The 23,977-nt window shown below is 71.6% G+C and carries 25 protein-coding genes; 17 read left to right on the forward strand and 8 right to left on the reverse strand.

Translation table 11 applies throughout. The features are described from left to right. The first annotated feature begins 3 nt into the window (after positions 1-3). Positions 4-1,239 (forward strand): crotonyl-CoA carboxylase/reductase, encoded by a 1,236-nt coding sequence (gene ccrA, locus ACH4RC_RS04215; RefSeq protein WP_398194848.1) that lies wholly within the window; start codon positions 4-6, stop codon positions 1,237-1,239. A 71-nt stretch (positions 1,240-1,310) separates the two neighbouring features. On the opposite strand, the gene ACH4RC_RS04220 is transcribed toward ccrA, so the two are convergent. The 3 genes from ACH4RC_RS04220 to ACH4RC_RS04230 form a co-directional block, all read right to left on the reverse strand. Beyond that, positions 1,311-1,934 carry an enterobactin synthetase gene (locus tag ACH4RC_RS04220; RefSeq protein ID WP_398194851.1) on the reverse strand — a complete coding sequence of 208 codons (624 nt, stop codon included), beginning with the start codon at positions 1,932-1,934 and terminating at the stop codon, positions 1,311-1,313. Between the two features lie 79 nt (positions 1,935-2,013). Further along, positions 2,014-3,492: a class I adenylate-forming enzyme family protein gene (locus ACH4RC_RS04225; RefSeq protein WP_398194853.1), complete on the reverse strand. Its 1,479-nt coding sequence runs from the start codon at positions 3,490-3,492 to the stop codon at positions 2,014-2,016. Further along, positions 3,492-3,746 (reverse strand): acyl carrier protein, encoded by a 255-nt coding sequence (locus ACH4RC_RS04230; RefSeq protein ID WP_398194855.1) that lies wholly within the window; start codon positions 3,744-3,746, stop codon positions 3,492-3,494. Before ACH4RC_RS04230 ends, ACH4RC_RS04225 begins: the two co-directional genes overlap by 1 nt. A gap of 437 nt (positions 3,747-4,183) precedes the next feature. Here ACH4RC_RS04230 and paaA point away from each other — a divergent pair, with 437 nt between their 5' ends. From paaA to ACH4RC_RS04285, 11 genes are all read left to right on the forward strand, one after another. Beyond that, a complete protein-coding gene (paaA, locus tag ACH4RC_RS04235) occupies positions 4,184-5,290 on the forward strand; it encodes a 1,2-phenylacetyl-CoA epoxidase subunit PaaA (protein WP_398194857.1) in 1,107 nt (368 codons plus the stop codon). After that, positions 5,287-5,673: a 1,2-phenylacetyl-CoA epoxidase subunit PaaB gene (gene paaB, locus ACH4RC_RS04240; protein WP_398194860.1), complete on the forward strand. Its 387-nt coding sequence runs from the start codon at positions 5,287-5,289 to the stop codon at positions 5,671-5,673. Before paaA ends, paaB begins: the two co-directional genes overlap by 4 nt. Continuing rightward, positions 5,657-6,460, forward strand: a complete 804-nt coding sequence (gene paaC, locus ACH4RC_RS04245; protein ID WP_398194862.1) for a 1,2-phenylacetyl-CoA epoxidase subunit PaaC — start codon at positions 5,657-5,659, stop codon at positions 6,458-6,460. Before paaB ends, paaC begins: the two co-directional genes overlap by 17 nt. Continuing rightward, entirely contained in the window at positions 6,457-6,957 is a 501-nt protein-coding gene (gene paaD, locus ACH4RC_RS04250) for a 1,2-phenylacetyl-CoA epoxidase subunit PaaD (protein WP_398194865.1), read from the forward strand. Before paaC ends, paaD begins: the two co-directional genes overlap by 4 nt. A gap of 65 nt (positions 6,958-7,022) precedes the next feature. Further along, the gene (locus tag ACH4RC_RS04255; RefSeq protein WP_398195706.1) at positions 7,023-8,174 is read left to right on the forward strand and encodes a 2Fe-2S iron-sulfur cluster-binding protein; all 1,152 of its coding nucleotides are present in this window, start codon (positions 7,023-7,025) and stop codon (positions 8,172-8,174) included. A 74-nt stretch (positions 8,175-8,248) separates the two neighbouring features. Beyond that, positions 8,249-9,025 carry an SDR family oxidoreductase gene (locus tag ACH4RC_RS04260; protein WP_398195709.1) on the forward strand — a complete coding sequence of 259 codons (777 nt, stop codon included), beginning with the start codon at positions 8,249-8,251 and terminating at the stop codon, positions 9,023-9,025. A 59-nt stretch (positions 9,026-9,084) separates the two neighbouring features. Further along, positions 9,085-9,939, forward strand: coding sequence for a tryptophan 2,3-dioxygenase (locus tag ACH4RC_RS04265; protein WP_398194868.1), 855 nt, complete (start codon positions 9,085-9,087; stop codon positions 9,937-9,939). Beyond that, positions 9,929-10,762, forward strand: coding sequence for an alpha/beta hydrolase family protein (locus ACH4RC_RS04270; RefSeq protein WP_398194871.1), 834 nt, complete (start codon positions 9,929-9,931; stop codon positions 10,760-10,762). Before ACH4RC_RS04265 ends, ACH4RC_RS04270 begins: the two co-directional genes overlap by 11 nt. After that, positions 10,759-12,009 carry a kynureninase gene (locus tag ACH4RC_RS04275; protein WP_398194872.1) on the forward strand — a complete coding sequence of 417 codons (1,251 nt, stop codon included), beginning with the start codon at positions 10,759-10,761 and terminating at the stop codon, positions 12,007-12,009. Before ACH4RC_RS04270 ends, ACH4RC_RS04275 begins: the two co-directional genes overlap by 4 nt. Before the next feature lie 338 nt (positions 12,010-12,347). Then, positions 12,348-13,100 carry an esterase/lipase family protein gene (locus tag ACH4RC_RS04280; RefSeq protein ID WP_398194875.1) on the forward strand — a complete coding sequence of 251 codons (753 nt, stop codon included), beginning with the start codon at positions 12,348-12,350 and terminating at the stop codon, positions 13,098-13,100. 74 nt (positions 13,101-13,174) lie between these two features. Next, positions 13,175-13,786, forward strand: a complete 612-nt coding sequence (locus ACH4RC_RS04285) for a class I SAM-dependent methyltransferase (protein WP_398194878.1) — start codon at positions 13,175-13,177, stop codon at positions 13,784-13,786. An 84-nt stretch (positions 13,787-13,870) separates the two neighbouring features. Here the strand turns inward: ACH4RC_RS04285 and ACH4RC_RS04290 are convergent, their stop codons facing one another. Beyond that, positions 13,871-14,572 carry a hypothetical protein gene (locus ACH4RC_RS04290; protein WP_398194879.1) on the reverse strand — a complete coding sequence of 234 codons (702 nt, stop codon included), beginning with the start codon at positions 14,570-14,572 and terminating at the stop codon, positions 13,871-13,873. A 225-nt stretch (positions 14,573-14,797) separates the two neighbouring features. Between ACH4RC_RS04290 and ACH4RC_RS04295 the strand changes: the two genes are divergently transcribed. Beyond that, positions 14,798-15,367: a hypothetical protein gene (locus ACH4RC_RS04295; protein ID WP_398194880.1), complete on the forward strand. Its 570-nt coding sequence runs from the start codon at positions 14,798-14,800 to the stop codon at positions 15,365-15,367. 405 nt (positions 15,368-15,772) lie between these two features. On the opposite strand, the gene ACH4RC_RS04300 is transcribed toward ACH4RC_RS04295, so the two are convergent. Both ACH4RC_RS04300 and ACH4RC_RS04305 read right to left on the reverse strand, forming a co-directional pair. Further along, complete coding sequence (locus ACH4RC_RS04300; RefSeq protein ID WP_398194881.1) at positions 15,773-16,360, reverse strand: TetR/AcrR family transcriptional regulator; 588 nt, start codon at positions 16,358-16,360, stop codon at positions 15,773-15,775. A gap of 130 nt (positions 16,361-16,490) precedes the next feature. Beyond that, positions 16,491-17,384, reverse strand: a complete 894-nt coding sequence (locus ACH4RC_RS04305; RefSeq protein WP_398194883.1) for a sigma-70 family RNA polymerase sigma factor — start codon at positions 17,382-17,384, stop codon at positions 16,491-16,493. Positions 17,385-17,468: 84 nt separating this feature from the next. Here ACH4RC_RS04305 and ACH4RC_RS04310 point away from each other — a divergent pair, with 84 nt between their 5' ends. Continuing rightward, entirely contained in the window at positions 17,469-18,239 is a 771-nt protein-coding gene (locus ACH4RC_RS04310) for an SDR family oxidoreductase (protein WP_398194886.1), read from the forward strand. Positions 18,240-18,291: 52 nt separating this feature from the next. Here ACH4RC_RS04310 and ACH4RC_RS04315 read toward each other — a convergent pair whose 3' ends face one another. Continuing rightward, complete coding sequence (locus tag ACH4RC_RS04315) at positions 18,292-18,849, reverse strand: SUKH-4 family immunity protein (RefSeq protein ID WP_398194887.1); 558 nt, start codon at positions 18,847-18,849, stop codon at positions 18,292-18,294. A gap of 74 nt (positions 18,850-18,923) precedes the next feature. Next, a complete protein-coding gene (locus ACH4RC_RS04320; RefSeq protein ID WP_398194889.1) occupies positions 18,924-20,516 on the reverse strand; it encodes a nucleic acid/nucleotide deaminase domain-containing protein in 1,593 nt (530 codons plus the stop codon). A 395-nt stretch (positions 20,517-20,911) separates the two neighbouring features. On the opposite strand from ACH4RC_RS04320, the gene ACH4RC_RS04325 reads away from it, so the two are divergent. The 3 genes from ACH4RC_RS04325 (at position 20,912) to ACH4RC_RS04335 (ending at position 23,958) form a co-directional block, all read left to right on the forward strand. Beyond that, complete coding sequence (locus tag ACH4RC_RS04325) at positions 20,912-21,865, forward strand: helix-turn-helix domain-containing protein (protein WP_398194892.1); 954 nt, start codon at positions 20,912-20,914, stop codon at positions 21,863-21,865. A gap of 102 nt (positions 21,866-21,967) precedes the next feature. Continuing rightward, complete coding sequence (locus tag ACH4RC_RS04330) at positions 21,968-22,792, forward strand: ABC transporter ATP-binding protein (RefSeq protein ID WP_398194895.1); 825 nt, start codon at positions 21,968-21,970, stop codon at positions 22,790-22,792. A 77-nt stretch (positions 22,793-22,869) separates the two neighbouring features. Then, positions 22,870-23,958: an iron-siderophore ABC transporter substrate-binding protein gene (locus ACH4RC_RS04335; RefSeq protein ID WP_398194898.1), complete on the forward strand. Its 1,089-nt coding sequence runs from the start codon at positions 22,870-22,872 to the stop codon at positions 23,956-23,958. The last annotated feature ends 19 nt before the right edge of the window (positions 23,959-23,977 follow it).

Consider the following 23,977-nt stretch of genomic DNA (forward strand, 5'->3'; position numbering starts at 1 on the left):
CCTGTGCACGCGACCGCGACCAAGAACCTGTACGAGCTCGGCGACGCACCGCCGCTCGGCACCGCGCCCAAGCAGATGTACGCCTCCCTCATCCGCCAGGAGCGCTACGGGCAGCCCGTCGACGCCTTCCGCACCGAGGTCGTCGACGTCCCGCCCGTCGGCCGCGGGCAGGTGCTCGTCAAAGTGATGGCGGCCGGCGTCAACTACAACAACGTGTGGGCGGCGCTCGGCGAACCGCTCGACGTGATCGCCGCGCGGCAGAAGGCGGGCGCCACCGAGGACTTCCACATCGGCGGCTCCGACCTGTCCGGCGTCGTCTGGGCCGTCGGCGAGGACGTACGGGGCGTCGGCCTCGGTGACGAGGTCGTGGTCCTCGCCAGCCGGTGGGACGAGGCGGCCGAGGACATCCGCCTCGGCGCCGACCCGGCCTTCTCGACCTCGCAGCGGGTGTGGGGGTACGAGGAGAACTACGGCTCCTTCGCGCAGTTCGCGGTCGTCGACGACTACATGCTGCACCCGAAGCCGAAGCGGCTGACCTGGGCCGCGTCCGCCTGCTACATGGCGACCGCGGCGACCGCCTACCGCCAGCTCTTCGGCTGGGAGCCGCACACGGTCCGGCCCGGAGACCCCGTACTGGTCTGGGGCGGCGCGGGCGGCCTCGGCTGCATCGCGATCCAGCTCGTCCGGCACGTCGGCGGCGTCCCCGTGGCGGTCGTCTCCAGCGAGGAGCGGGGCGAGTACTGCGTACGGCTCGGCGCGCAGGGCTGGATCGACCGGCGCGAGTTCGACCACTGGGGCCGGCTGCCGGACACGTCGGACGAGGAGGCGATGGGCCGCTGGCTGAAGGGGGCGCGCGCGTTCGGACGGCGGTTCTGGGAGGTGCTGGGAGAGCGCCGGGCCCCGCGCATCGTCCTCGAGCACTCGGGCGCCGACACCATCCCCACGTCGATGTACATGTGCGACAACGGCGGCATGGTCGTCATCTGCGGCGGCACCACCGGCTACAACGGCGACGTGGACCTGCGCTTCCTGTGGATGCGGCAGAAGCGTCTCCAGGGCTCCCACGTCGCGAGCGCCCGCGAGGCCCGCGAGATCACCCGCCTGATCGACCAGGGCGTCGTCGATCCGTGCCTGTCACGGACGTTCGGCTTCGAGGAGATCGGTCTGGCGCACCAGCTCATCCACGACAACCGGCACCCGGCGGGCAACATGGCGGTCCTGGTCGGCGCGCGGGAGTGAGCATGCGGTGACCTGTGAGGGGGCGCCGCCGGCATCCCCTCACAGGTCACTCGTACACGTGGCTTCACAGGTCACTCGTACACGTAGCTGAAGACGCCCGGTCCGACCGGCGCCACCCGGACGAGCACGGCGCGGTCCGGGGCCGCGCGTACCGCGATGCGCAGACCACCACCGTACGGCTGTGCCCGCAGGGCACGCAGGCTCCTCGTCCCCGTCCCGCGGGAGAGGCGCAGGGCCTTCCACGCGGCCTCCTTCGCGGAGAACAGCGATGTCACCGGCCACGCGTCGCTCAGCAGCGCTTCCTCGTCCTCGCGCAGCACAAGACGTGCCGCGCCGTCGGGCAGCGGGCGCAGCTCCACATCACAGCCGAGCGGTGCGACGTGACCCGCCGCGCGGGCCGCGGCGACCGCGACGCCCGCGCTGTGCGAGATCGATGCCGCGCGTCCGGGCGGGAACAGCGGCAGGCGGCCCGCCCGCGGGATCTCGCCGCAGTCGAGGCCCACCGCGCGCAGGGCGCGCCGGGCGGCGAGCCGGCCCGCCAGGAACTCGCGACGGCGGTGCGGCGGCATGTCCGCCGCGGCGGCCTCCTCGGCGGGTCCGGCGGGGACCGCCCGCTCGTCCGAGGCGAGGGCGACGCCGAGACCGAGCCCGGCCGCCGCGCACAGCGGCCGCAGCCGGTCGAGCTCCGCGAACACCCGTGCCTCCGGGGGACCGCAGGCAGGACCGGCCGTCGCGCACGACGGCCGGTCCTGACGAGAACGCGCGGGCATGCCCTCAGACCCGCAGCGACTTCTTGATGATCTTCCCGGCGGGGTTGCGCGGCACCTGCTCGATGAACTCGATACGGCGCGGGCGCTTGTACGGCGCGAGCAACCGCGAGACGTGGCTGAGCAGTTCGACGGTACCGGTCCCGTTCTCCGCCACGACGTACGCGAGCGGCACCTCGCCGTAGTCCTCGTCGGGGATGCCGACGACCGCGGCGTCGCGGACGGCCGGATGCGTCATCAGGGCACGCTCGATCTCCGAGGGATAGACGTTCTGGCCGGCCCGGATGATGAGGTCCTTGCTGCGGTCCACCAGGTGGATGCGGCCCTCCTCGTCCATGAAGCCGAGGTCGCCGGTCCTGACCCAGCCGTCGAGGAGGATCTCCTCGGTGGCCGCCGGATCGTTCCAGTAGCCCCGCATGACGCCGGGGCCGCGCACGACCATCTCGCCGATCTCGCCGCGCGGCAGCTCGCGCCCGGCCCCGTCCACCGCGCGGGCCGACATGCCGGGCACCACCCGGCCGCAGGGGATGCGGGCGGTCACGTCACCGGGGACGGGGTGCTCGTCGGGGCCGAGGGTGACGAAGGGCCCGCCGACCTCGGTCATGCCGTAGACCTGGCGGAAGCCGCAGCCGAGCCGCCGCACCGCCTCGGCGTACACGTCGAGCGGCATCGGGGCGGCGCCGTAGAGGATCTCCCGCAGTGAGGACAGGTCCGTGCTGTGCGAGCTCTTCGCCTGGAGCATGAAGCGCAGCATCTGCGGGACCAGCCACATGTGCGTGGCGCGGTGCCGCTCCACCGCGGCGAGGGCGCGCTGCGGTGTGAAGCCGGGTGTCAGCACCACCGTGGCACCGGCGGCCAGGTACGTCAGGGACACGACCATGCTGCCGTGGTACAGCGGGCAGCAGTTGACCATGACGATGTCGTCGGTGGGGCGCGCCATGACCAGCCAGCCCAGGGCGATGGCCCGGAACGACGCGGAGTCGACCGTGACGCCCTTGGCCTGCCCCGTGGTGGCCGAGGTGTGCAGCACGGCGATCGGGTCGGTGTCCGCCACGACGGGCAGCTCGCGCTCCGCCGCGACCGTGCCGAGGGCCGCGAACTCCGGTTTGTCCAGGGCGATCCGGATCCGCACCGACGCGGGCAGCGTCGGGTGCCGGTCGAGCAGGTCGGACTCGCCGAGGACGGCCACCGCGCCGACGCGCTCGATGACGCCGGCCACCTCGGGCCCGGCCAGGCTGTGGTTCAGGGGCACGAACAGCGCGCCGAGCCGGGCGAGCGCGAAGTAGCTCTCCAGAACCTCGATCCGGTCCTTGGACAGTACGGCGACCCGGTCACCGCGCCCGATGCCCGACTCGGCCAGGCCGAGGGCGAGTTCGGCCGTACGGTCGTGGAACTCGGCCCAGGTGACGCTGCGCACCTCGTCGACCAGCGCGGTCCGGCCGGGGAAGCACTGGCGGTTGCGTTCCAGCAGCTGGGTCAGCCACATCACGCACCGCCGGCGGCACCGGCGACCGGGCGCCCGGCCACGAACCGCTCGTAGTCGGCGATCGTACGGAGCTCCTCCATGTCCTCGGCGCTGATCTCCACCCCGAGGCGCTGCTCGACGAGCAGGACGAGACGCACCAGGTCACCGGAGTCGATGCCGCTGGCGGCCAGGTCGACGTCGTCACCGATGGCGCCGGTGTCGGCGTACTCGGCGGTGCCGGTGAGTTCGACCAGCAACTCCCTGATGGTGCTCATGGCTTCCCCTTTCGCTGCGGCACGCCTGCCGCCGTACGGGCCTGATGTGTCACCCGATGCAGAGGCGCACGGGACACGTCACATTCCCTCGGGTGTGGCGTGACCTTTGTCACGCGGCCGCCGCGCACGCGAGGGGATAGCGGGGCCCGCTCGCCGCCTCTTTCCGGGACGGAGGTTCCGCTATACGGCTCACTCGTGGGGCTGGTGGCGGTCCGAGGTCGTCCGTGGGGCGGTGTCGACGCTGAGGGAGTGATGCGAGTGCCCAGGGAGTGCGTGCGGGGTTCGGCCGGCCGGCGGCACGGGTCCGCCACGGGGCGGACCCGTGGCGGAGGTGGCGCGGGAGGCGACAGGGCCGGGGCGGGGACAGGAGCAGGGGCGAACGACGTGGCGAACGACGTGGCGAACGACGTGGCGAGGGGCGCGGCGGGTGGCACGGCATGAGCGCACCCCGGACCGCTGCCGGCCCCGTCGCGCCCCCCGCCGCGCGGGAGGAACCGTCCGCCTCCGGGCGGGACGAGGCGCCCGACGCCCATCGGGGTGAGCACGCGGCCGCTCCGCAGGACGAACCACCCGCCTCGCAGGACGCGTTGCTCGCGCACTTCGACGCGCTCATCGCCGCCGGTGAGACGGTCGAGCCGCGCGACTGGATGCCCGACGGCTACCGCCGGATGCTGCTCCGGCAGGTCGCCCAGCACGCCCACTCCGAGATCATCGGCATGCAGCCGGAGGGCGCCTGGCTGACCCGGGCGCCCTCCCTGCACCGCAAGTCGGTGCTCATCGCCAAGGTGCAGGACGAGGCGGGCCACGGCCTGTACCTGTACTCCGCGGCCGAGACGCTGGGCGTGGACCGCGCCGAACTCCTCGACGCCCTCCACCGGGGCCTGCAGCGCTTCGCGGCGACCTTCAACCACCCGGCCCTCACCTGGGCGGACACCGGCGCCATCGCCTGGCTGACGGACGGCGCCGCCGTCATCAACCAGGCCCCCCTGTGCCGGACCTCCTACGGTCCCTACGCCCGCGCGATGCGCCGTGTCTGCCAGGAGGAGGCCTTCCACGTACGGCAGGGCTACGACCTGATGCGCGCGCTGTGCGAAGGCACGCCGGAGCAGCAGCGGATGGCACAGGACGCGGTGGACCGCTGGTGGCTGCCGGCCGTGGCGCTGATGTTCGGCCCGCCCGACACCGAGGCCGGGGGAGCGGGCGCGCGCACCGCCGCGCTCGGCGCCGCCGTCTCCCGCCGCGCCATCGCCTGGGGCATCAAGCACCACACCAACGACGAGCTGCGCCAGCGCTTCGTCGACAGCGTCGTCCCGCAGGCCGAACGGCTCGGACTGACCCCGCCGGACCCGGCGATCCGCTGGAACGAGGAGCGCGGCCACTACGACTTCACCCCCGTCGACTGGGAGACGTACCGCGACGCGCTCGGCGACGACACGCACTGGGCCCGGCAGCGCATCACGCACCGGCGCGCCGCGCACGAGGACGGCGCGTGGGTACGGGAGGCGGCCGCCGCGTACGCCGCCCGGGAGGAGGAGCCCGCATGAACACCACCACCAGCAGCACCACCACTACCAGCACGAGCACGAGCACCAGCACCATCGCCAGAACGAGCGCGGAGCGGGAGGGCGCGCCCGCGTCCTGGGAGGTCTTTCTGCGGCCCCGCCGGGGCCTGGCGCACCAGCACATGGGATCCGTACGGGCCGACGACGCGGACATGGCCCTCGGCCGCGCCCGCGACCTCTACGTCCGCCGGGGCGACCCGCTGTCGCTCTGGGTGGTCCGCTCGGACGCCGTGCACGCGGTCTCCCCGGACGAGCGCGACCCCTACTTCGGCAACGCCCGCCACAAGCCGTACCGGTATCCGGAGCAGTACGCCCCGCTGACCGGACCGAGCGAGAAGGAGCCCGACGGTGTCCACGACCAGTGACACGGCGCCGACGGCGGAGACCGTCCGCACCGGCCCGGACCCCGACCTCGCCACGCACCTGCTGCGCCTCGGCGACGACGCGCTCGTCCTCGGCCAGCGGCTGTGCCAGTGGATCACACGGGCGCCGACGATCGAGGAGGACCTGGCGCTGTCCAACATCGCCCTCGACCTGGTCGGCCACGCCCGGACCCTGTTCACCCGCGCCGGACGGCTCGACGGGACCGGCCGCACCGAGGACGACTACGCCTTCACGCGCGCGGACCGCGAGTTCACCAACGCCCTCTTGACCGAGCTGCCGAACGGTGACTTCGCCGCGACCGTGGCCCGTCAGCTCGCCTACACGCACTACGCGGTCCTGTACTACGAGGCGCTGGCCGGCTGCGCGGACACCGACCTCTCCGGGTTCGGGGCGCGGGCCGCCAAGGAGGTCGCCTTCCACCGGATGCACGCCGACAACTGGACGCGGCGCCTCGGGCTCGGCACCCCGGAGAGCGCCCGGCGCATGCAGGCCGGCCTGGACCGGGTGTGGCCGTACACCGCCGAACTGTTCGACGAGGACGAGGTGGTGCGTCGCCTCGTCGGGGCCGGCACGGTGCCGTCGCCGGGCCCGTTGCGCGCGCCGTGGGAGCAGCGGGTGGGCGAGGTCGTCGGCAGCGCCGGACTCACCGTCCCGGCGCCGCGATGGCGGGCCCGCGGAGGGCGGACCGGCCTGCACACCGAGGAGTTCGGGCCGCTCGTCGCCGAACTGCAGTCGGTGCGGCGCCAGTTCCCGGGAGGCACCTGGTGAACGCGTACCGCCGCTCCACCGAAGAGGTCCGGGCGCGGGTCGAGGCCCTGCCGGACCCGGAGCTGCCGATGATCGGCCTCGGCGACCTCGGCGTCGTCCACTCCGTGGCGCCGGACGCCGAGGGGGTGCTCGAGGTGCAGATCACGCCGACGTTCCTGGGCTGCCCGGCCCTGCCCGCCATCACCTCCGCCGTCGAGGAGGCCCTCGCCGCATGCGGCCACCCCGACGGGCGCGTACGGCAGGTCCTGTCACCGCCGTGGACGACGGACCGCATCACCCCGGTCGGACGGGAGAAGCTGGCGGCGCACGGCATCGCGCCGCCCGCCCCCGCCCCAGCGCCCGGGGGACCGGTCCTCGTCGAGCTGGGCGGCGTGCCCTGCCCGCACTGCGGATCGCGGGCCACCCGGCCGCACAGCGCCTTCGGCGCGACCCGCTGCCAGTCGGTGCTGCGGTGCACGGCGTGCCGGGAGACGTTCCCCCATCTGAGCGCGGTGTGAGGCCCACCATGTCCACGAGCACCAGCGCCAGCACCGGCACCGGCACCAGTACCAGCACCACGACCATGACCACGGCCGCCACCGGCACCGCCGCACCCCGTGCCCGGCGCACCGGCTGGCACCGGCTGACGGTCACCGACGTACGCCGGCTGACCGAGGAAGCGGTCGCGGTCACCCTGCACGTCCCCGACGACCTTCGGGACACCTTCGCCCACCGTCCCGGCCAACACGTCGTCGTACGGCACAGGAACACCGGCCGCGAACTCCGCCGCAGCTACTCGGTGTGCCCCCCGGTCGGCGACCCGGACGCCTTCCGCCTGGTGATCAAACGGGGCGCCCCCGACGGTTTCGGCGCGTACGCCACGACCGTCCTGGCCCCCGGCGACGACCTCGAACTCTCCCCGCCGGACGGCGCCTTCGCCCTGTCGGACCCTTCGGGCCTGTCGGACCTGTCGGGCCTGTCCGGTGCGCACCACCACGTGCTCATCGCGGGCGGCTCCGGCATCACCCCCCTGATCGCGATGGCGGCAGCCGCGCTGCGTGAGGACACCGCCTGCCGGGTCTCCCTGGTCCACGCGGTGCCGACGACCGCGACCGCCCTGCTGGCCGACGAACTCGCCGAGCTGAAGGACGCGTTCGTCGACCGGTTCACCGTGCTGCACGTCCTCACCCGTGAGGACCGCGGCAGCGAACTGGTCAGCGGACGCGTCGACACCGCCAGGCTGCCACGGCTGCTCACCGCGCTGGACGCCCGCCCCGGACCCGGCACGACGTTCGCCCTGTGCGGTCCGGACGGCCTGGTCACGGCGGTCCGGCAGGCGCTGATCGCGTGGGGCGCGGATCCGGCGTCCGTCGGCTCGGAGGTGTTCACCACCGCCCCCGGTCAGCGGCGGGACGCGTGCCAGGACACGCGACCCGAGACAGCGCCCGGCGCCCGGCCCGCCCGGATCACCGCACTGTTCGGCGGACGCCGCGCCGCCGTCACCGCGGAGCCGCAGGAGGACGTGCTCCTCGACGCGCTGCTGAGGGCGCACCCCGAGGTGCCGTACGCCTGCCGGGAAGGGGTGTGCGGCAGTTGCCGCGCCAAGGTCCTGACCGGCGAGGTGGAGCTGGGCGACCAGTACGCCCTCGACGCCGACGACCTGGCGGCGGGCTACACGCTCGTCTGCCGGGCCCGGCCACGCAGCACCGAGGTCACCCTCGACTTCGACGCATGACCGCACCCATACCCGTACCTGTACATGACCCGTACCCGTACCCGAACCCCCTCTAGGACTTCCAGGAGATGAAGTTGACCACCGACATGCGGCACGAGGGCAAGACCGCTCTGGTCACCGGCGGCAGCCGCGGCATCGGCCGGGCCATCAGCCGGCGCCTGGCCCGGGAGGGCGCCCTGGTGGCGGTCCACTACGGGCACGACGAGGCGGCGGCCGAGCGGACGGTCAAGGAGATCGACGCCGAAGGCGGCCGCGCGTTCGCCGTCCGCGCCGAGCTGGGCGTGGACGGCGACGCCGCCACTCTGTGGGGGGCCTTCGACCGGGCCCTGGCCGGGCAGGACGCCGAACCGGGCCTGGACATCCTCGTCAACAACGCGGGGATCACCGTCCCGCGCACGATCGCGAACGTGACCGAGCAGGACTACGACCGGGTCTTCGCGATCAACACCAAGGCGCCCTTCTTCATCATCCAGCGCGGGCTCGACAGGCTTCGCGACGGCGGCCGGATCGTGAACATCTCCTCGGTGGCCACCCGGGTCGGCCTCCCCGCGATCGTCTCCTACACCATGACCAAGTCCGCCCTCGACCACCTCACCCTCGCCCTCGCCACGGAGCTCGGACCCCGCGGCATCACGGTGAACAGCGTCGCGCCCGGCTACACCGAGACGGAGATCAACCCCACCCTCCGCATCCAGGAGATCCGGCAGCGCTACTCGGACGCCTCCGTCTTCGGCCGCCTCGGCCAGCCGGCGGACATCGCCGATGTCGTGTCCTTCGTGGCGAGTGACGAGGCCCGTTGGGTGACCGGCCAGTGGATCGACGCCTCGGGCGGCGCCCACATCGGCGCCTGAGACCGCACCGCCGCACCGCCCGTACCGCCGCTCCGCCGCACCGCCGCACAAGGAGAGCCATGACCGACAGCACGTCCGCCCTCGCCGAGCCGGCCGCGGACTCCACCCTGACCCAGCCCTTCCAGGGCCCGAGCCCCTACGACGAATACGTGCACGCGTCCGTGCTCAACTCGCTGCAGCAGCCGCTGACCGAGGCCGCGGACGAGATGGGCTTCCTCGTCACCACCCAGGTGATGGAGCTGTGGTTCACGCTGGTCGTGCACGAGTGGCAGACGGCACGGCAGGCGTTCGCCAAGGACGATGCGGACGCCGCCATGGACGCGCTCACCCGCAGCGGCCGCGCCCTGACCGCGCTCAACGCCTCCTGGAAGCCGATCGCGGCCCTGACACCCGCCCAGTTCAACGGGTTCCGGGAAGCGTTCGGCAGGGCGTCGGGCTTCCAGTCGGCCATGTACCGGCACATGGAGTTCCTCCTCGGCCAGAAGAACGCGGGCCTCTTGAACGGCCACCGGGGCGACCCCGCGGTCCACGAGGCGCTGGCCGAGACCTACCGCGCCACCTCCCTCTACGACGAGGTGCTGCGCTTCCTGCACCGGCGCGGTCTGCCCGTCCCGGAGCACGTCGCGGAGCGGGACGTGACCGCCCCGTACACGTCGGACCCGGGCGTGGTCGAGGCGTGGCGGCGCGTCTACGCCGGGCCCTGCGCGGACCGGCCCCAGTTGCTCGCCCTGGGCGAGTCGCTCACCGACCTGGCCGAACTGGTGGCGCGCTGGCGCTTCGACCACGTCATGGTCGTGCGCCGCGCCATGGGCGCCAAGCCCGGCAGCGCCGGCTCCTCCGGCCTCGCCTGGCTGGAGCGGCGCGCGTCCCGCCCGGTCTTCCCCGAACTGTGGGAGGTGCGCAGTGAGCTCTAGCACCGAGAGGGTCGTCTCCGCGTTCGCCGCCGAGGAGGAGCAGCGGGTCCTGAGCCTGAAACCGGTCCTGGCACCGGCACACGGCCGCTACGGCGACCACCCCCACCAGGTCTACGACGCGTGGCCGTCCGACGACCCCGACGCCCCCCTGGTGATCCTCCTGCACGGCGGGTACTGGCGCTACGACCGCATGCACCTCACCCCTTTCGCCGCCTACCTCTCCCGGCAGGGCTTCGACGTCCTGCTCCCCGGCTTCCGCAGGTCCGGCGGCGCGGGCGGCTACCCGGAGACGTTCGACGACGTCGCCCGGATCGTGGACACGCTGCCGCGGGGGCGCCCGTACGTCCTCGCCGGGCACTGCTCCGGCGGACACCTGGCCCTGTGGTGCGCGGCCCGCGGACTGCTGCCCGCCGGCTCGCCCTGGCACACCACCAGCGCCCTGCCGACGAGCGTGCTGGCGCTCGCCCCGCTGACCGACCTCGCCGCCACCCGCCGCGACGACCTCAGCAACGGTGCCGCCGTCCAACTCCTCGGAGGCGAAGCCGAGTTCGACGAGCGGATGGGCTCAGTCGACCCGCTCACCCTGCTGCGCGGTGCGGGCACGACGGGAGTGCCCACCGTGCTGCTGCACGGCGCCGTCGACGAGGAGGTGCCGCTCACCCAGTTCACCGATTACGCGGCCGTGCACCACGACCTGAGGACGATCGTGCTGCCCGGCACCGGCCACTACACGCTCATCGAGCCGGAAGCGCCCGGCGCCCGCGCGGTCGCGGACACCCTCCGCGACATGGCGGCGGCCAGCAGGAAGGCGGTGCGACCGTGACGACCCATCCCGCCACGATCGGCGACGAGGCCGCGAAGCTCGACGCCGACGACGCCCTGGCCCCGCTCAGGGACCGCTTCCTCCTCCCCGAGGGAGTGGTCTATCTGGACGGCAACTCCCTCGGCCCCCTGCCCGCGGCGGTGCCACCGGTCCTCACCGACGTCGTGCACCGCCAGTGGGGCACCGGTCTGATCAGGGCGTGGAACGAGCACGGATGGTGGGACGCGCCCCTCAGGGTGGGCGACGCCATCGGCCGTCTCATCGGCGCCGGGCCCGGACAGACGGTGGCGGGCGACTCGACGAGCGTGCAGTTGTTCAGCGCGCTCGGCGCCGCCGCCGCGCTGCGCCCGGACCGGCCGCTCCTTGTCACCGACCCCGGCCATTTCCCGACGGACCGCTATCTGGCCGACGCCGTCGCCCGTCGCGGAAACCTGGAGGTCAGACACGTACCGCCGACCGCCCTCGAACAGTTCCTCGCGTCCGAGGGCCACCGGGTCGCCGTCGTCAGCTACTCGCCCGTCGACTTCCGCACCGGCGAGCTGTACGACATGAGGGCGCTGACCGATGCCACGCACCGCGCCGGCGCGCTCGTCCTGTGGGACCTGTGCCACGCCGCCGGCGCCCTCCCGGTGGGCGTCGACGACCTCGGTGTCGACCTGGCCGTCGGCTGCGGCTACAAGTTCCTCTCCGGAGGCCCGGGCGCCCCCGCCTTCCTGTACGCGGCCCGCCGCCACCACGAGGCTCTGGAGACACCGCTGACCGGCTGGACCGGCCACGCCGACCCGTTCGGCATGGCGCCCGGCTACACACCGGCGCCGGGTATCGCCCGGGCCCGCATCGGCACCCCGCCGATCCTCTCCCTGCTCGCGCTCGAAGCGGCCCTGACGGCGTTCGACGGCGTCGACCTGGAGCGGGTCCGCGCCAAGAGCCTCTCCCTGACGGGCTTCTTCCTGCACTGCGCCGACGAGCTCCTGACACCGCTCGGTTTCGAGCCGGTGACCCCGTCCGCCCCGGAGCACCGCGCCAGCCAGGTCTCCCTCCGCCACCCGCACGCCTACGGACTGGTGCAGGCGCTGGCGGAGAAGGGGGTGATCGCCGACATGCGCGCCCCCGACCTGCTCCGTTTCGGCGTCAATGCCCTCTACACCACCCACCAGGACATGCTCACAGCAGTGGTGCGCCTGAGGGACGTCGTACGCGGCAACGCCTACGATCCGACGCCACAACCGTCCGGCCGGGTGGTCTGAACTCCGGTGGGTCCACGCGGCTCCCAGAAACTTTCTGAGGTGCCGGGTGGTCTCCTCAGGAGCTTCTGCCGGGAAGAAGTGTCCTGCGTCGTTCGGTGCTCCTTGCAACTCGTCGCACCAGCACCAGGAGGACTCCGAGGCCGACGAGGGGCCACTGCCGCCCGCTCTCCGCCGTCCATGTCGTGTACGAGAACGGGGCCGGCCCGTAGAACTCCATCGCCTTGCCGCTGTCCGACGGCTCCAGCGGGTTTGGCGACCGGTGATTTCGCCGATGGCGTCCGGGGCCGGTGCCACGACCCTGGTCGGACCAGAAACCCGCACCCCTCCAGGAGGGCTCCATGGGCTCCGCATCCCGTCGTTCCCCGCGCCGGCCGCTCGGCGTACTGGCGGCCACCGCCGCCGCGCTCACCCTCTTCTCCTCGGTCACGACGGCAGGCGCCGCCGAGTCCGGTTCCGCGCCCGCACAGGCACAGGCACGATCCGCCGCCGTGCAGCCGCTGTCCACCAGTACGCCGGTCGTCTTCGTGCACGGCTACACCGGCAACGCCTCCAACTGGGTCACCGCGATGAGCGTCTTCCGCGCCAACGGCTGGTCCAGCGCGAACCTCTTCGCCTACGAGTACAACTCGTACGGCAACAACGTCACCAACGCCCAGGGCCTCGCCTCCTACGTCAACACCGTGAAGGCGCGGACCGGCGCGAGCAAGGTCGCGATCGTCAACCACTCGATGGGCGGCCTGGTCAGCCAGTACTACCTGAAGGTCCTCGGCGGCAACACCAGCGTCAGCCACCTCGCCTCGATCGCGGGAGCCAACCACGGCACCACCTACGCGGGCGCCTGTCTGATCTACACGACCTGCCAGCAGATGTACCCGGGCTCCTCGTTCATCTCCCAGATCTCCTCAGGCGACGAGACGCCCGGCTCGACCAAGTACGCCACCTGGTACTCGGCGTGCGACGGCATCATCCTGCCCTACACGAGCACCCGGCTCGACGGCGCGACCAACAACAACGTGGTCTGCCAGACCCACATCGGGTACCTGACGGACACCGTCGTGCTCGGGCAGATCGCCCGCTTCGTCGCCTCCTGATCAGCGCCCCTTGATCAGCGCCCCTTGATCAGTGTCCTGATCGTCTCCGCCCCGGCCGACCTATAGTCGATCACATGAGTCGCTGGCAGGAACTGACCGGTGGGACGTCCGGGGAAGAGTACGCCGCCCGCTTCGACGCGCTGCGCCGCAGCGGGAAGGACGTGCACGGCGAGGCCGCGTTCTGCGCGGCCCTGGTACCCCCCGGGGCGCGGGTGCTGGACGCCGGCTGCGGTACCGGGCGGGTCATGATCCGGCTGGCGGAGCTCGGGTACGACTGCACGGGGATCGACCTGGACGCCTCGATGCTGAACGTGGCGCGGGAACGGGCGCCGCACCTGCCCTGCTTCCAGGTCGATCTCGCCGCATTCGATCCGGCCGCGCTCGGCATCGCCCCGGATTTCGATCTCGTGGTCGCCGCCGGCAACGTCCTGCCGCTGCTCGCGCCCGGTACGGAGGCCACGGTGGTCGAACGCCTCGCCGCGGCCATCCGTCCGGGCGGCCTGCTGGTCGCGGGGTTCGGCCTGGACGCGGCGCATCTGCCGGTGCCGCCCACCATCACACTCCCCGAGTACGACGCCTACTGCGCGGCGGCCGGCCTCACACTCGTGGACCGGTTCGCCACGTGGGACGCGGCCCCCTATGACGGTGGGGGCTACGCGGTCAGCGTCCATCGCACCCTCGACTGAGCGGCGGCGCCGCGGCAGCGCCCCGGTCCGGCGCCAACTGCGCGGGGTGCGCCGCCATTGGCGTACGCGCATCCGTCCGCCGTCCTACCGCGGGACCAGCGCCGTGAGCCACTCCGCCTCGCGCGGCCGGTAGCCGTAGCGCCCCATCAGGCCCGACACCAGCGCCGGGACGTGCCGTGCCCCGTAGACGACGGCCACGCGCATCGGCTCATCGGCATGGTCCGCGTGTATCTCGCCCAGTGCGTCGAGCAACCGCTCGTCCCGCCGGGCGGTCATCGCCCGCTCGACAGGATCGTCGGCCAGCATCTCCGCGCGCAGCGTCGACGGCAGGTCGTCGACCGCCAGGTCGTCGTCGAGGAAGACGCGCGGACCGCGCAGCGCGAAGACCAGGCCGAGGACGGGGGCCGAGGCCATGAGCAGCAAGTACGTCGACCGGGGCAGCGCCCGCAGGTCCGCCATCGCCTCCTCCGCGGTCACGTCCGGGTGGATGACCGGCACGGACTCCGGCAGGAGCAGCGCGTCACTTTGCTCTTGCAGGCCGTTGCGCCGACGCCGCGGAGCGAATCGGTAGGCGAGCGTCAGGGCGCTCACGCCGGCCGACTTGCCTCGGATTCCCTCCATGACGATGAGGTCACACGCCCTGAGTCTGGTGCGCACCTGCGCGTAGAACGTCGGCGCGGCCACATGCAGCATCGGGAAGATCACGAACTCGAGCGGTCTGCCCGTGCTTCTCATGGTGAGCACGGCGGATCGGACGGCGTAGCCGGTGACCTCGATGATCTGCATCGTCCCCCCGATGCGCGACGACCGTGTTTCCGGGCATCTTCGGCGCTCTGGGTGTCCGGGTCCAGAGGTGACCCACGACCGCTTCCCAAGGGGATAGAACGTTCGGTCTTGACAGGCCCGGCCGTGCTTGCCAATCTAAGGGTACAGAACGTTCGTTCTTGTCAGTTCTCGCGGCGGGGGTGGCGGCTGTACCCCTTCTCCGCATGCCCACCGAAAGGGATCACCGTGACCACCACGCTCGCCACCGCTTCACCCGGCATCACCAACACGGCAGCCGCTCTCCGACGGCTGTACTTCGTCCGGTTCGGCTTCGCCGTCGTGTGGGCGCTCGTGATGTTCACGACGGCCGACAGGATCAGCCCCGTCGCGGCCGTGCTGCTGACGCTGTACCCGCTGTTCGACGTGGGCGCGGCCGTCGTCGACGCGAGGGCGTCGCGCACCACCGGATCACCCACGGTGCTCTACGTGAACATGGCGGTCAGCCTCGCCGCGGCCGTCGGCGTCGCGATCGCCTCCGCGTCCGGTATCCCGGCGGTCCTGCGCGTGTGGGGCGCCTGGGCGATCCTGTCCGGCCTGGTCCAGCTCGTCGTCGCCGTGCCGCGCCGCACGATGGGCGGGCAGTGGCCGATGATCCTCAGCGGCGGCATCTCGGTCCTGGCCGGAGCTTCGTTCGTGGCGTCGGCCGGCGCGGACGAGCCCGCCCTCACCAGCGCGATCGGCTACGCGGTTCCGGGCGGCATCTTCTTCCTCATCTCGGCGCTGCGCCTGGGCCGGGCCGCCAGGGAGAATCAGTGATCGCCGCGTCTCGCACCGAAAGGGAGTCGGAGCAATGAGCCGGGGTCACCGCCGACAGCCGCCACTTGCACGCTGAATCCGCTCCACGGCGTACGGTCGGCTCGCTCGGCCCGTTGACCGGCCTGGTCATCGAGCGGCTCCGCGTGAGGAACAGGTCCCGGCACAGGTCCGTCGGCAGGCGGACGAGGCCGGAGTGGACCCCGACGCGGCGACGGACTCCCTCCGTGACCAGATCGCCGCCGGCAAGGTCGTGCGGCGCGGGCTGTTCGACCGCTGGACCGCACACCCCGACGAGCCCCCCGCAACGCGCCGCGAGGCTCGACCTGCTGCACCGCCAGGCCCCGCACACGGCGACGCAGTCCGTTTGCTGACGGCCGACGCGGTGCGGGGCCCGTCGGTGAGAGATCAGGCGGCGGCGCGCGCTACCAGGATTCCTTCCACGCCCTCCAGGAAGGTCTCGGAGACCAGGACGGGGTCGGACAGGCAGCCGGAGGCCATCGCGCCGTCGCGGAGCATGACGAGATGGCGTCCCGCGGGTTCGGCCGGTGTCTCGCCGGTCCGGGCCAGCAACTCCGTGACGGTGTCCAGGAACCACTGGCGGTGCGTCAGAACGGCCCGGTGCACGGGGTGGTCCCGGTCGGGGTACTCCGCCGCCGCGTTGAGGAAGGCGCAGCCCCTGAAGCCGGGGGACTGGATGCCCGCCGTGATGGTCCGGCAGACGGCCCGGATCTGGTCCGCCGCCGACTCCGCACCGGCCTGAGCGGCCTCGGCCTGCCCCCGCAACTCCCGGTCCGCCAGGTCGAGGTAGGCCAGGACGAGGTCTTCCTTGCCCTTGAAGTGGCGGTAGAGCGTGGCCCGCGTGACCTGCGCCTCCGCGATGATGCGGTCGACGCCGACGGAGTGGATCCCCTCCGCGTAGAAGATCCTGGTGGCAGTGGTGAGCAGCCGCGTCCGTGCTTCAGAGGTGCCGGTCCCTTTTGTGCTCTGGGTCATGGGGCCAGGTTAGCGAAGAGTGAGGAGAACGGTCTGTATCGGAGGGAGGTGCCCCCGGGCGACAGGGACACCTCCGACACACCCTCAGACTCCGACACACCCTCAGGGCTCAGGGCTCAGGGCTCAGGGCTCAGGCCACCGCCACCGCCACTTCCACCGCCGCCAGCCGCTTCGGTTCCGCGATCACGTCGATCGCGGTGATCAGGCCGCTGTCGGGGTGGGTGGTGAAGGTGAGGAGCACGCGCAGGTGGCCGTGCGGGGCCATCGCCAGGCCGTAGGCGCCGTCCAGGAGGGCGGGGCCGGTGAACTGGGCGCGTCCGGTGGCGGCCATCGCGCCCTTGGCGACGGTGTGCGCGCCGAGGACGACGACCGGCTCCGGGGTCGGGATCACGGCCGGATCGGCGGTGAGGACGACGTCCGGGTGGAGCAGGGCGACGAGGGCCTCGAAGTCGCCGGCGCGGGTCGCCGCGAGGAAGGCGCTGACGGCCTGCTGCCGGCGGGAGGCGTCCGGTGTGGCCGGGGAGGTGCCGCGGACCCGGCGCCTTGCGCGGCTGGCCAGCTGTCGGGCGGAGGCGGGGGTGCGTTCCAGGATCGCGGCGATCTCGTCGAAGGGGATCGCGAAGAGGTCGTGCAGGACGAAGGCGAGGCGTTCGTCGGGCGTGAGCGTGTCGAGTACGACGAGGAGCGCGATGCCCACCGCGTCGGCGGCCTCCACCTCCTGCTCGGGGGTGGGACTGCCGTCCGGGCGGTCGGCCCCGTACGCGGTCTGCAGGTCTTCCTCGCGGCGGGCGGCGCGGGAGCGCAGGGCGTTCAGGCAGGTCCGGGTGGTGACGGTGGTCAGCCAGCCGCCGATGTTGCGCACCTCGCCGACATCGGCGGCCGAGGCGCGCAGCCAGGTCTCCTGCACCGCGTCCTCGGCCTCCGCGAGGGAGCCGAGCATGCGGTAGGCGACGGCGCGCAGATGCGGGCGGTGCGCCTCGAAGATCTCGGCCCGCAGGCTCGTTCCAAGATTTTTCCCGGCCATCTGTCACATCCCCCCACGGCGGCGTGTCAGAGCAGCAGAACCGCAGACCGCACGCCACACGAACGATCAACTGAGGAGTACATCATGCCTGTTGACGCCACGATCCTGGTCACCGGCGGCACCGGAACGCTCGGCCGCCACGTGCTGCCCCTGCTGCGCGAGGCGGCGCCGGGCCGCCCGCTGCGGGTGCTCAGCCGCGGTGAACACCAGGACACCGAGGGGATCACCTACGTCACCGGCGACCTGATGAGCGGCGAGGGTGTCGCCGCCGCGCTGGCCGGGGTGGACACGGTGCTGCACCTGGCCGGCGGCGCCAAGGGCGACGACGTGGTGGCCGAGCACCTGGCCGCGGCGGCCCGGGAGGCGGGGGTGCGGCACCTCGTGCACATCTCGGTGATCGGCGCGGACCGGATGCCGATGGCCTGGTTCGCGACGCAGCGCCGGGCGGAGGAGGCGATCACCGGTTCGGGGATCGCGTGGACGATGCTGCGGGCCGCGCAGTTCCACGACCTGGTGCACCAGATGGTCGCCAAGATGGCGAAGCTGCCCTTCGTCCCGGCGCCCGGGATGCGTCTGGAGCCGGTCGACGTCCGTGACGTCGCGCAGCGGCTGGTCGAGCTGACGCTCGGCGAACCGGCCGGTCTGGTCGCGGAGCTGGCCGGGCCGAAGGTGTACTCGATGGACGACGTGGTCCGCTCGTACCTGACCGCCGCCGGGCGCCGGCGCCCCGTCCTGGGGATGCGGATGCCGGGCAAGGCCGGTCGCGCGTACCGCGACGGCGTGAACCTCGCGTCGGTGCACGCCGTGCACGGCGACCGCACCTGGGAGTCGTTCCTGACGGAACGGGCCGCCTGAACTCCCCGACCGGTGCGGCTTCAGGATGTGGTCGCTTGCGTGGGAGCGCGGGTCACCACATCCCGTCCTCGAACTCCTGCAGCGACAGGTTCCACTGGGAGTCCTCGTCGGCGAACGGCGTGGGGTCGAATTCTCCGACGACGCGCCTGAACCGTTCGCTCAGCTCCTCGGGCTCCGACGTCTCGTTGTCGTGGTCGACCTCCAGCTTGCGGAACTCGATCAACGCGAAGAGGAGGGATTCGATGTCGCGGTGCAGCAGAATGTATCCCTCTTCTCCTTCCGGGAACGCGTACACCTTCCCGGACTTCGGGTCGAACGCGATGAGCGATGTGAACAGGTTTCCCAGCATCCACCACGATCGGCTCTCCGCCGGGCACGGGAATCCGTAATGGTCGAATCGGCTGCCGAGAGCCACAGGGTCGAAGTCGGGGGAGTACGGGTCCTCCGGGTCGATGCGTGAGGAGAATACGTCGGAGTGCGGCAGCCCCACCAGACTCAGCAGACTGCCGGACCCCGGATCCACTTCTGCGGCTGTGTACTGAGGAAAGAAGACCACGTTTTCCAGACCGTAGGCTTCGATCATTCCTGTCGGCGTCACGGTGAAGTTCACTGGCACATCCTACAACACGGGTTTTACGGTGATCACGGCGATTGCGGCGAGTTCGGTGAATTCGGTGAATTCGGTCAGAGGTTGAGGATCTTCTTCAGGTTGTTGACGTATGCGATGTGTTCCTTGTTCGTCGTTTTCCCGTTGTCGTAGTAGTCGGCCGCGTGCGTGACTTGCAAGTTGTCGCTGAAGTGATAGCTCAGCCATCGCGCGCACACGGGGTTCTTCTGGCAGGGCTCGCGTGAGCTGAACACCTCGGTGAGGCCGTCCTGCAGCCCGGCGTGGATCAGTGGGCGGCCGATCATCCGCTCGGAGTGCCCGAGCTTGTTGCTGTAGCCGACCAGTACGGACTCCCTGCCCTCCCGGTCGAAGTAGCGGCCGGCGGCGTAGTTGGTGCCCTTGTCGTCGCCCCGGGACTTGCGCGCCGCGTGGGTGGCCTCCGCGAGGTCGTACCCGTACGGGGAGACCTTCTGCGAGACGACCCGCTTCTTGTGCTCGCTGTCGGCGTGGAAGTCCGCCTTCTCCTTGTCCGTCTTCGGGATGTAGAAGGTGTCGTCCGGCCTGGCGACACCGTCGAGACGCATCCGGTCGTGGTCGTCGAGTTTTCCCGTGGTGCCGTCCGGATGGAGGCGCTGAATTGATCCGTCGGAATGGAGAAGATAGGTCCGCTGTTCCGCGTCGGCGCCGCTCTTCGACTCGATCTTGTTGACCTTGTCCTTGACGTCGTGGTCCTTGTCCTTGTGGACCTTGGACGCCGCCTTGACCTGGTCGGGGATGGTCTCGGTGATGTGTTTCGAGATTTTGACGAGCGCTTTTTCCGAACCGTTCAGCGCGCCGTGCAGAACGCCGTCGAAAGCCTGGGTGAACGGGTCCTTGCCTTTGCTCTTGCCGAAGGCGGTCTTGGCTTTCGTCAGATGCGTCGTGGCATTGAGGTGCAGTTCCTTGCCGTGCGTCGAGACCTTTCCGGCGCCGTCCTCGAACTCGAAGTGGTCGATGTGCGTGACTTTGGCCCCGGAACCGCTGACGCCGCTGGCCGACGCGAGGTGCATGCCGCCGTGCCCGCCGCCCTTGCCGTCGCCCGCGCCGGTCTGCGCGCTGAACGCGCCCTCGGCGAGGTCGAGGACCATGTCCTCCACCAGCGCCTCCAGCTTGGCGTTGATCGGCTCGGTGATCTTGGCGAGGACCTCGTCGATGATCCGGTCCACGGCCTCGTCGATGATCCGCTTGACGAGCCGGCGCATCGCGGCGACCTCGGCCGCGCCGATCAGGGCGGACAGCCCGCCCGTGACCACGGCCAGACCGGCCGAGATGCCCACCGAGGCGGCCATGACGCCCAGTTCGATCTCGGCCTTCGTCTTCATCCCGAAAATGATGTCGGCGAGCACGTCGCACGCGTCGGCGAACAGCCGCGCGAGCTCCGGGACTTTCTCCAGATGGCTCGCCTTGATCTTGCCCCAGTGCTTCTCCATCGAGTCGACGGCCCAGCCCTCGGACGACGACAGGATGCGCGAGAAGGCCTTGTGCGCGTCGCCGCCGTGCCCCTCGAACTTGTCGGCGAACTCCCGCATCGCCGTGGCCATTTCGCGGTAGTCGTCCTCGTCGACGTTCGGGAAGTTGATCCCGATGAAGTCCAGGACGTCGTCGAGCCAGCCCGGAATCGTGTAACCCATCCCCCGTGCATCCCTTCCCCGTCGTGCTCATGATGCCCACGAGAAACCGTAGCGACCGGCACTGACAGGCGGTAGGAGGCGTACGAGGGCTATGGCACGACTGTGACAACGCGGGACGGAGTGATGACCGGGGCGGCGGGTTCGGGATCCGGTGCGTCGAACGTCGCACCGGTCCTCACCGTCGTGGCCACGCACGGTGCCTGTGACGACGGCCCCGGCATACGGGACTGGCCGAGGGCTTCCCGCAGCTGGAGTCGAACGCTGGAGCCGAAACGGCCCCTGGAGGGGCAGGAGGAGACCTTTCGAGGGGGAGGAGGAGACCTTTCGAGGGGGAGGAGGAGACCTTTCGAGGGGCAGGAGGATGAGCGTTCAACCACCCGGATAAACTGCGCACCATGGTTCGAACCTCCCGAGGTGACGCGACCCCCGGGATGTGGCGGCGGGAGACCGGCACCGTAGTGCGGCGGGCCGAGGCCCTGCCCGTGGAGGGGGCCGGGTCCGCCGGCGCCATCCTGGCCGGGTTCCGCATAGTGCGGGACCCCACGGAGTGGTCGCCGCACTCGCACCCCCTGCACGAGCTGGTCTGGGTGCGCGGCGGAACGCTGACGTCCCGCGTGGGGAGCCGCGTGCTCACCGTGGTCGAGGGGCACGGCCTGTGGATGCCCGCCGGTGTGGTGCACGCGGGGCGGGCGACGGCGGGGGCGGAGTTCTCGGACGCCTTCTTCGCCCCGGAGCGGACGCCGTTCGCGTTCGAGGAGCCCAGGTCGATCGCGATGACACCGCTCCTCGAGTCACTGCTGACCCATCTGTCCCGTACGGATCTGGACGCGGCGGCCAGGGCGCGCGCGGAGGCGGTCGTCTTCGACGTCATCGAACCCTCGGAGCGGCAGTTCGCGTTGCAGCTGCCGGGCGACGCCCGGATCGACGCGATAGCCGAGACGCTGCTCGACGACCCCGGCGACCGCCGTTCCCTGGAGGAGTGGGCCCGCCGGCTCGGCACCAGCGACCGTACGATCACCCGCGCCTTCCGGCAGGCCACGGGGCTCTCCTTCGCGCAGTGGCGGCAGCTGCTCCGCGTGCACCGGGCGCTGCTGCTCCTGTCCGAGGGCTTCGACGTGACGACGATCTCCGAGGTGCTCGGCTACGCGCAGCCCAGCTCCTTCATCGCCGCGTTCCGGCGGGTGACGGGGACGACGCCGGGCGCGTTCTTCGCCGCGACGGAAGGCGTACCCCGGGATGCCCGGACTGCGGATGCCCGGACTGCGGGTGTCCGGACTGCGGCTGTGCGGGATGCGGCTGTGCGGGATACGGCTGTCCGGAATCCCGTATCGCGTGGCGAGAACTCCTGATTGTCGACGTCGCGAGCGGAATATAACCTTCCCTGAGTTAGGTAACCCTTAGTTGTTGCGGGGTGCCACTCTCCTCGCCCCTGCGATCGTCCGGATCCACTCATGTTCACAAGCCCCTCGCGGCAGGCGCTCAGCGGGCACGACCTCGTGCTGCGCTACGGCGGCAGCCCGGTCGTCCACGGCGTCTCCGTCGCCCTGGAGCCCGGCCGCGCCACCGCCCTCGTAGGACCGAACGGCAGCGGCAAGTCCACGCTGCTTCGCGCGCTGTCCCGGCTGCACCGGGTGGACGGCGGCCGGGTCACGCTCGGCGCGCCCGGCGAGGCGCCCGCGCGGGACGCGGCCCTGCTCAGCCCCCGGCAGTTCGCCCGCGAGGTCACTCTCTTCTCGCAGTCGCGGCCCGCGCCCCAGGGGCTGACGGTCGCGGAGGTCGTCGCGTTCGGCCGCCACCCCTACCGGCGCGGCTTCGCCGGACCGACCGCCGAGGACCGGGCCGCCGTCGACCGCGCCATGGGCGTCACCGGCGTACGGGACATGGCGGGGCGGCAGGTCGGGGAGTTGTCCGGCGGCGAGATGCAGCGGGTCTGGCTCGCCGCCTGCCTGGCCCAGGACACCGGCGTCGTCCTCCTCGACGAGCCCACCAACCACCTCGACCTGCGCTACCAGTTCGAGACGCTCGACCTCGTACGTGATCTCGTAGAGAAACACGGCCTCGCGGTCGGCGTCGTGCTGCACGACCTCGACCAGGCCTCCCGCGTCGCGGACACGCTCGTCCTCATGCGCTCCGGCCGGGTCCACGCGGCCGGCCCGCCCATCGAGGTCCTCACCGCCGAGAACATCGGCGAGGTCTACGACATCCGGGTCGAGGTGAGCGCCGACCCGCGGACGGGCCGCGTCCGCATCGACCCGCTCGGACGCCATCTGTCCTGAGCCCCGGCCTCGGCCCCACCCTCCCAGCCTGTTCCACCAGCCTGCTCTCCCCGCCTGTTCCTGGAAAGAAGACCCCGATGAACCGTGCCCGTACGCATGCCCGTGCCCGTCGTCTGGCGGCCGTGGCCGCCACCGGCATCGCTCTGCTCGCCGCGTCGGCCTGCGGCACCACCGATGTCGACAAGGTGACTTCCGGCAGCGGCGCGGACGCGAGCGCGTCGCCCGCGTCGAAGGACTGCGCCTCGGACACCACGGCCACCTCGACGGAGCCGGTCTCCTTCAAGGACGGCGTCGGCCGCACCGTGAAGCTCGACAAGCCCGCCAAGCGGATCGCCGTCCTCGAATGGCAGCAGGTCGAGGACGCGCTGACGCTGTGCGTCACCCCCACCGCCGTCTCCGACGCCAAGGGCTACAGCACCTGGGTCAGCGCGGAGAAGCTGCCCAAGGGCGTCACCGACATCGGCACCCGCGAGGAGCCCGACCTCGACACCCTGTACGCGGCCAAGCCCGACCTCATCGTCGTCGAGGCGTTCGACGCCAAGGACGACATGATCAAGAAGCTGGAGAAGCGCGGCGTCCCGGTCATGGCCACGCGCGGCGCGAACCCGAAGGACCCGATCGGGAACATGCGGGACGTCTTCGGCATGATCGGCAAGGCGACGGGCCGCACCGCCCGCGCCGACCAGGTGCTCAAGGAGTTCGACGACCACCTCGCGACGGCGAAGCAGAAGGTCACCGACGCCGACCTGCCGACCAAGGACTTCCTCTTCTTCGACGGCTGGCTCGAGGGCGGCAACCTCACCGTCCGTCCCTACAGCGACGGCGCACTGTTCACCGAGATAGGCAAGGAACTCGGTATGAACCCCGCCTGGACCAACGACGTCAACAAGAAGCACGGCGACGGCGGTGTCGACCCCGCCTACGGCCTCGCGCAGACCGACGTCGAGGGCCTGACCGCCGTCGGCGACGCCAACCTCTTCTACGCGAACGACGAAGGCGCCGGCGGGTACGTCGCCGCGCTGGCCAAGAACCCGATCTGGAAGAAGCTCCCGGCCGTGAAGGAAGGCCGCGCCCACGCGTTCCCCGCGCGCGTGTGGGGCGCCGGCGGCCCGCGCTCCACCGAGCAGGCGATCGACGCGTACGTCGACGTGCTCGACAAGAAGTGAGCGACGAGAAGTGAGCGAG

The sequence above is a fragment of the Streptomyces sp. NPDC016845 genome (assembly GCF_044332585.1).
GTDB lineage: Bacteria > Actinomycetota > Actinomycetes > Streptomycetales > Streptomycetaceae > Streptomyces.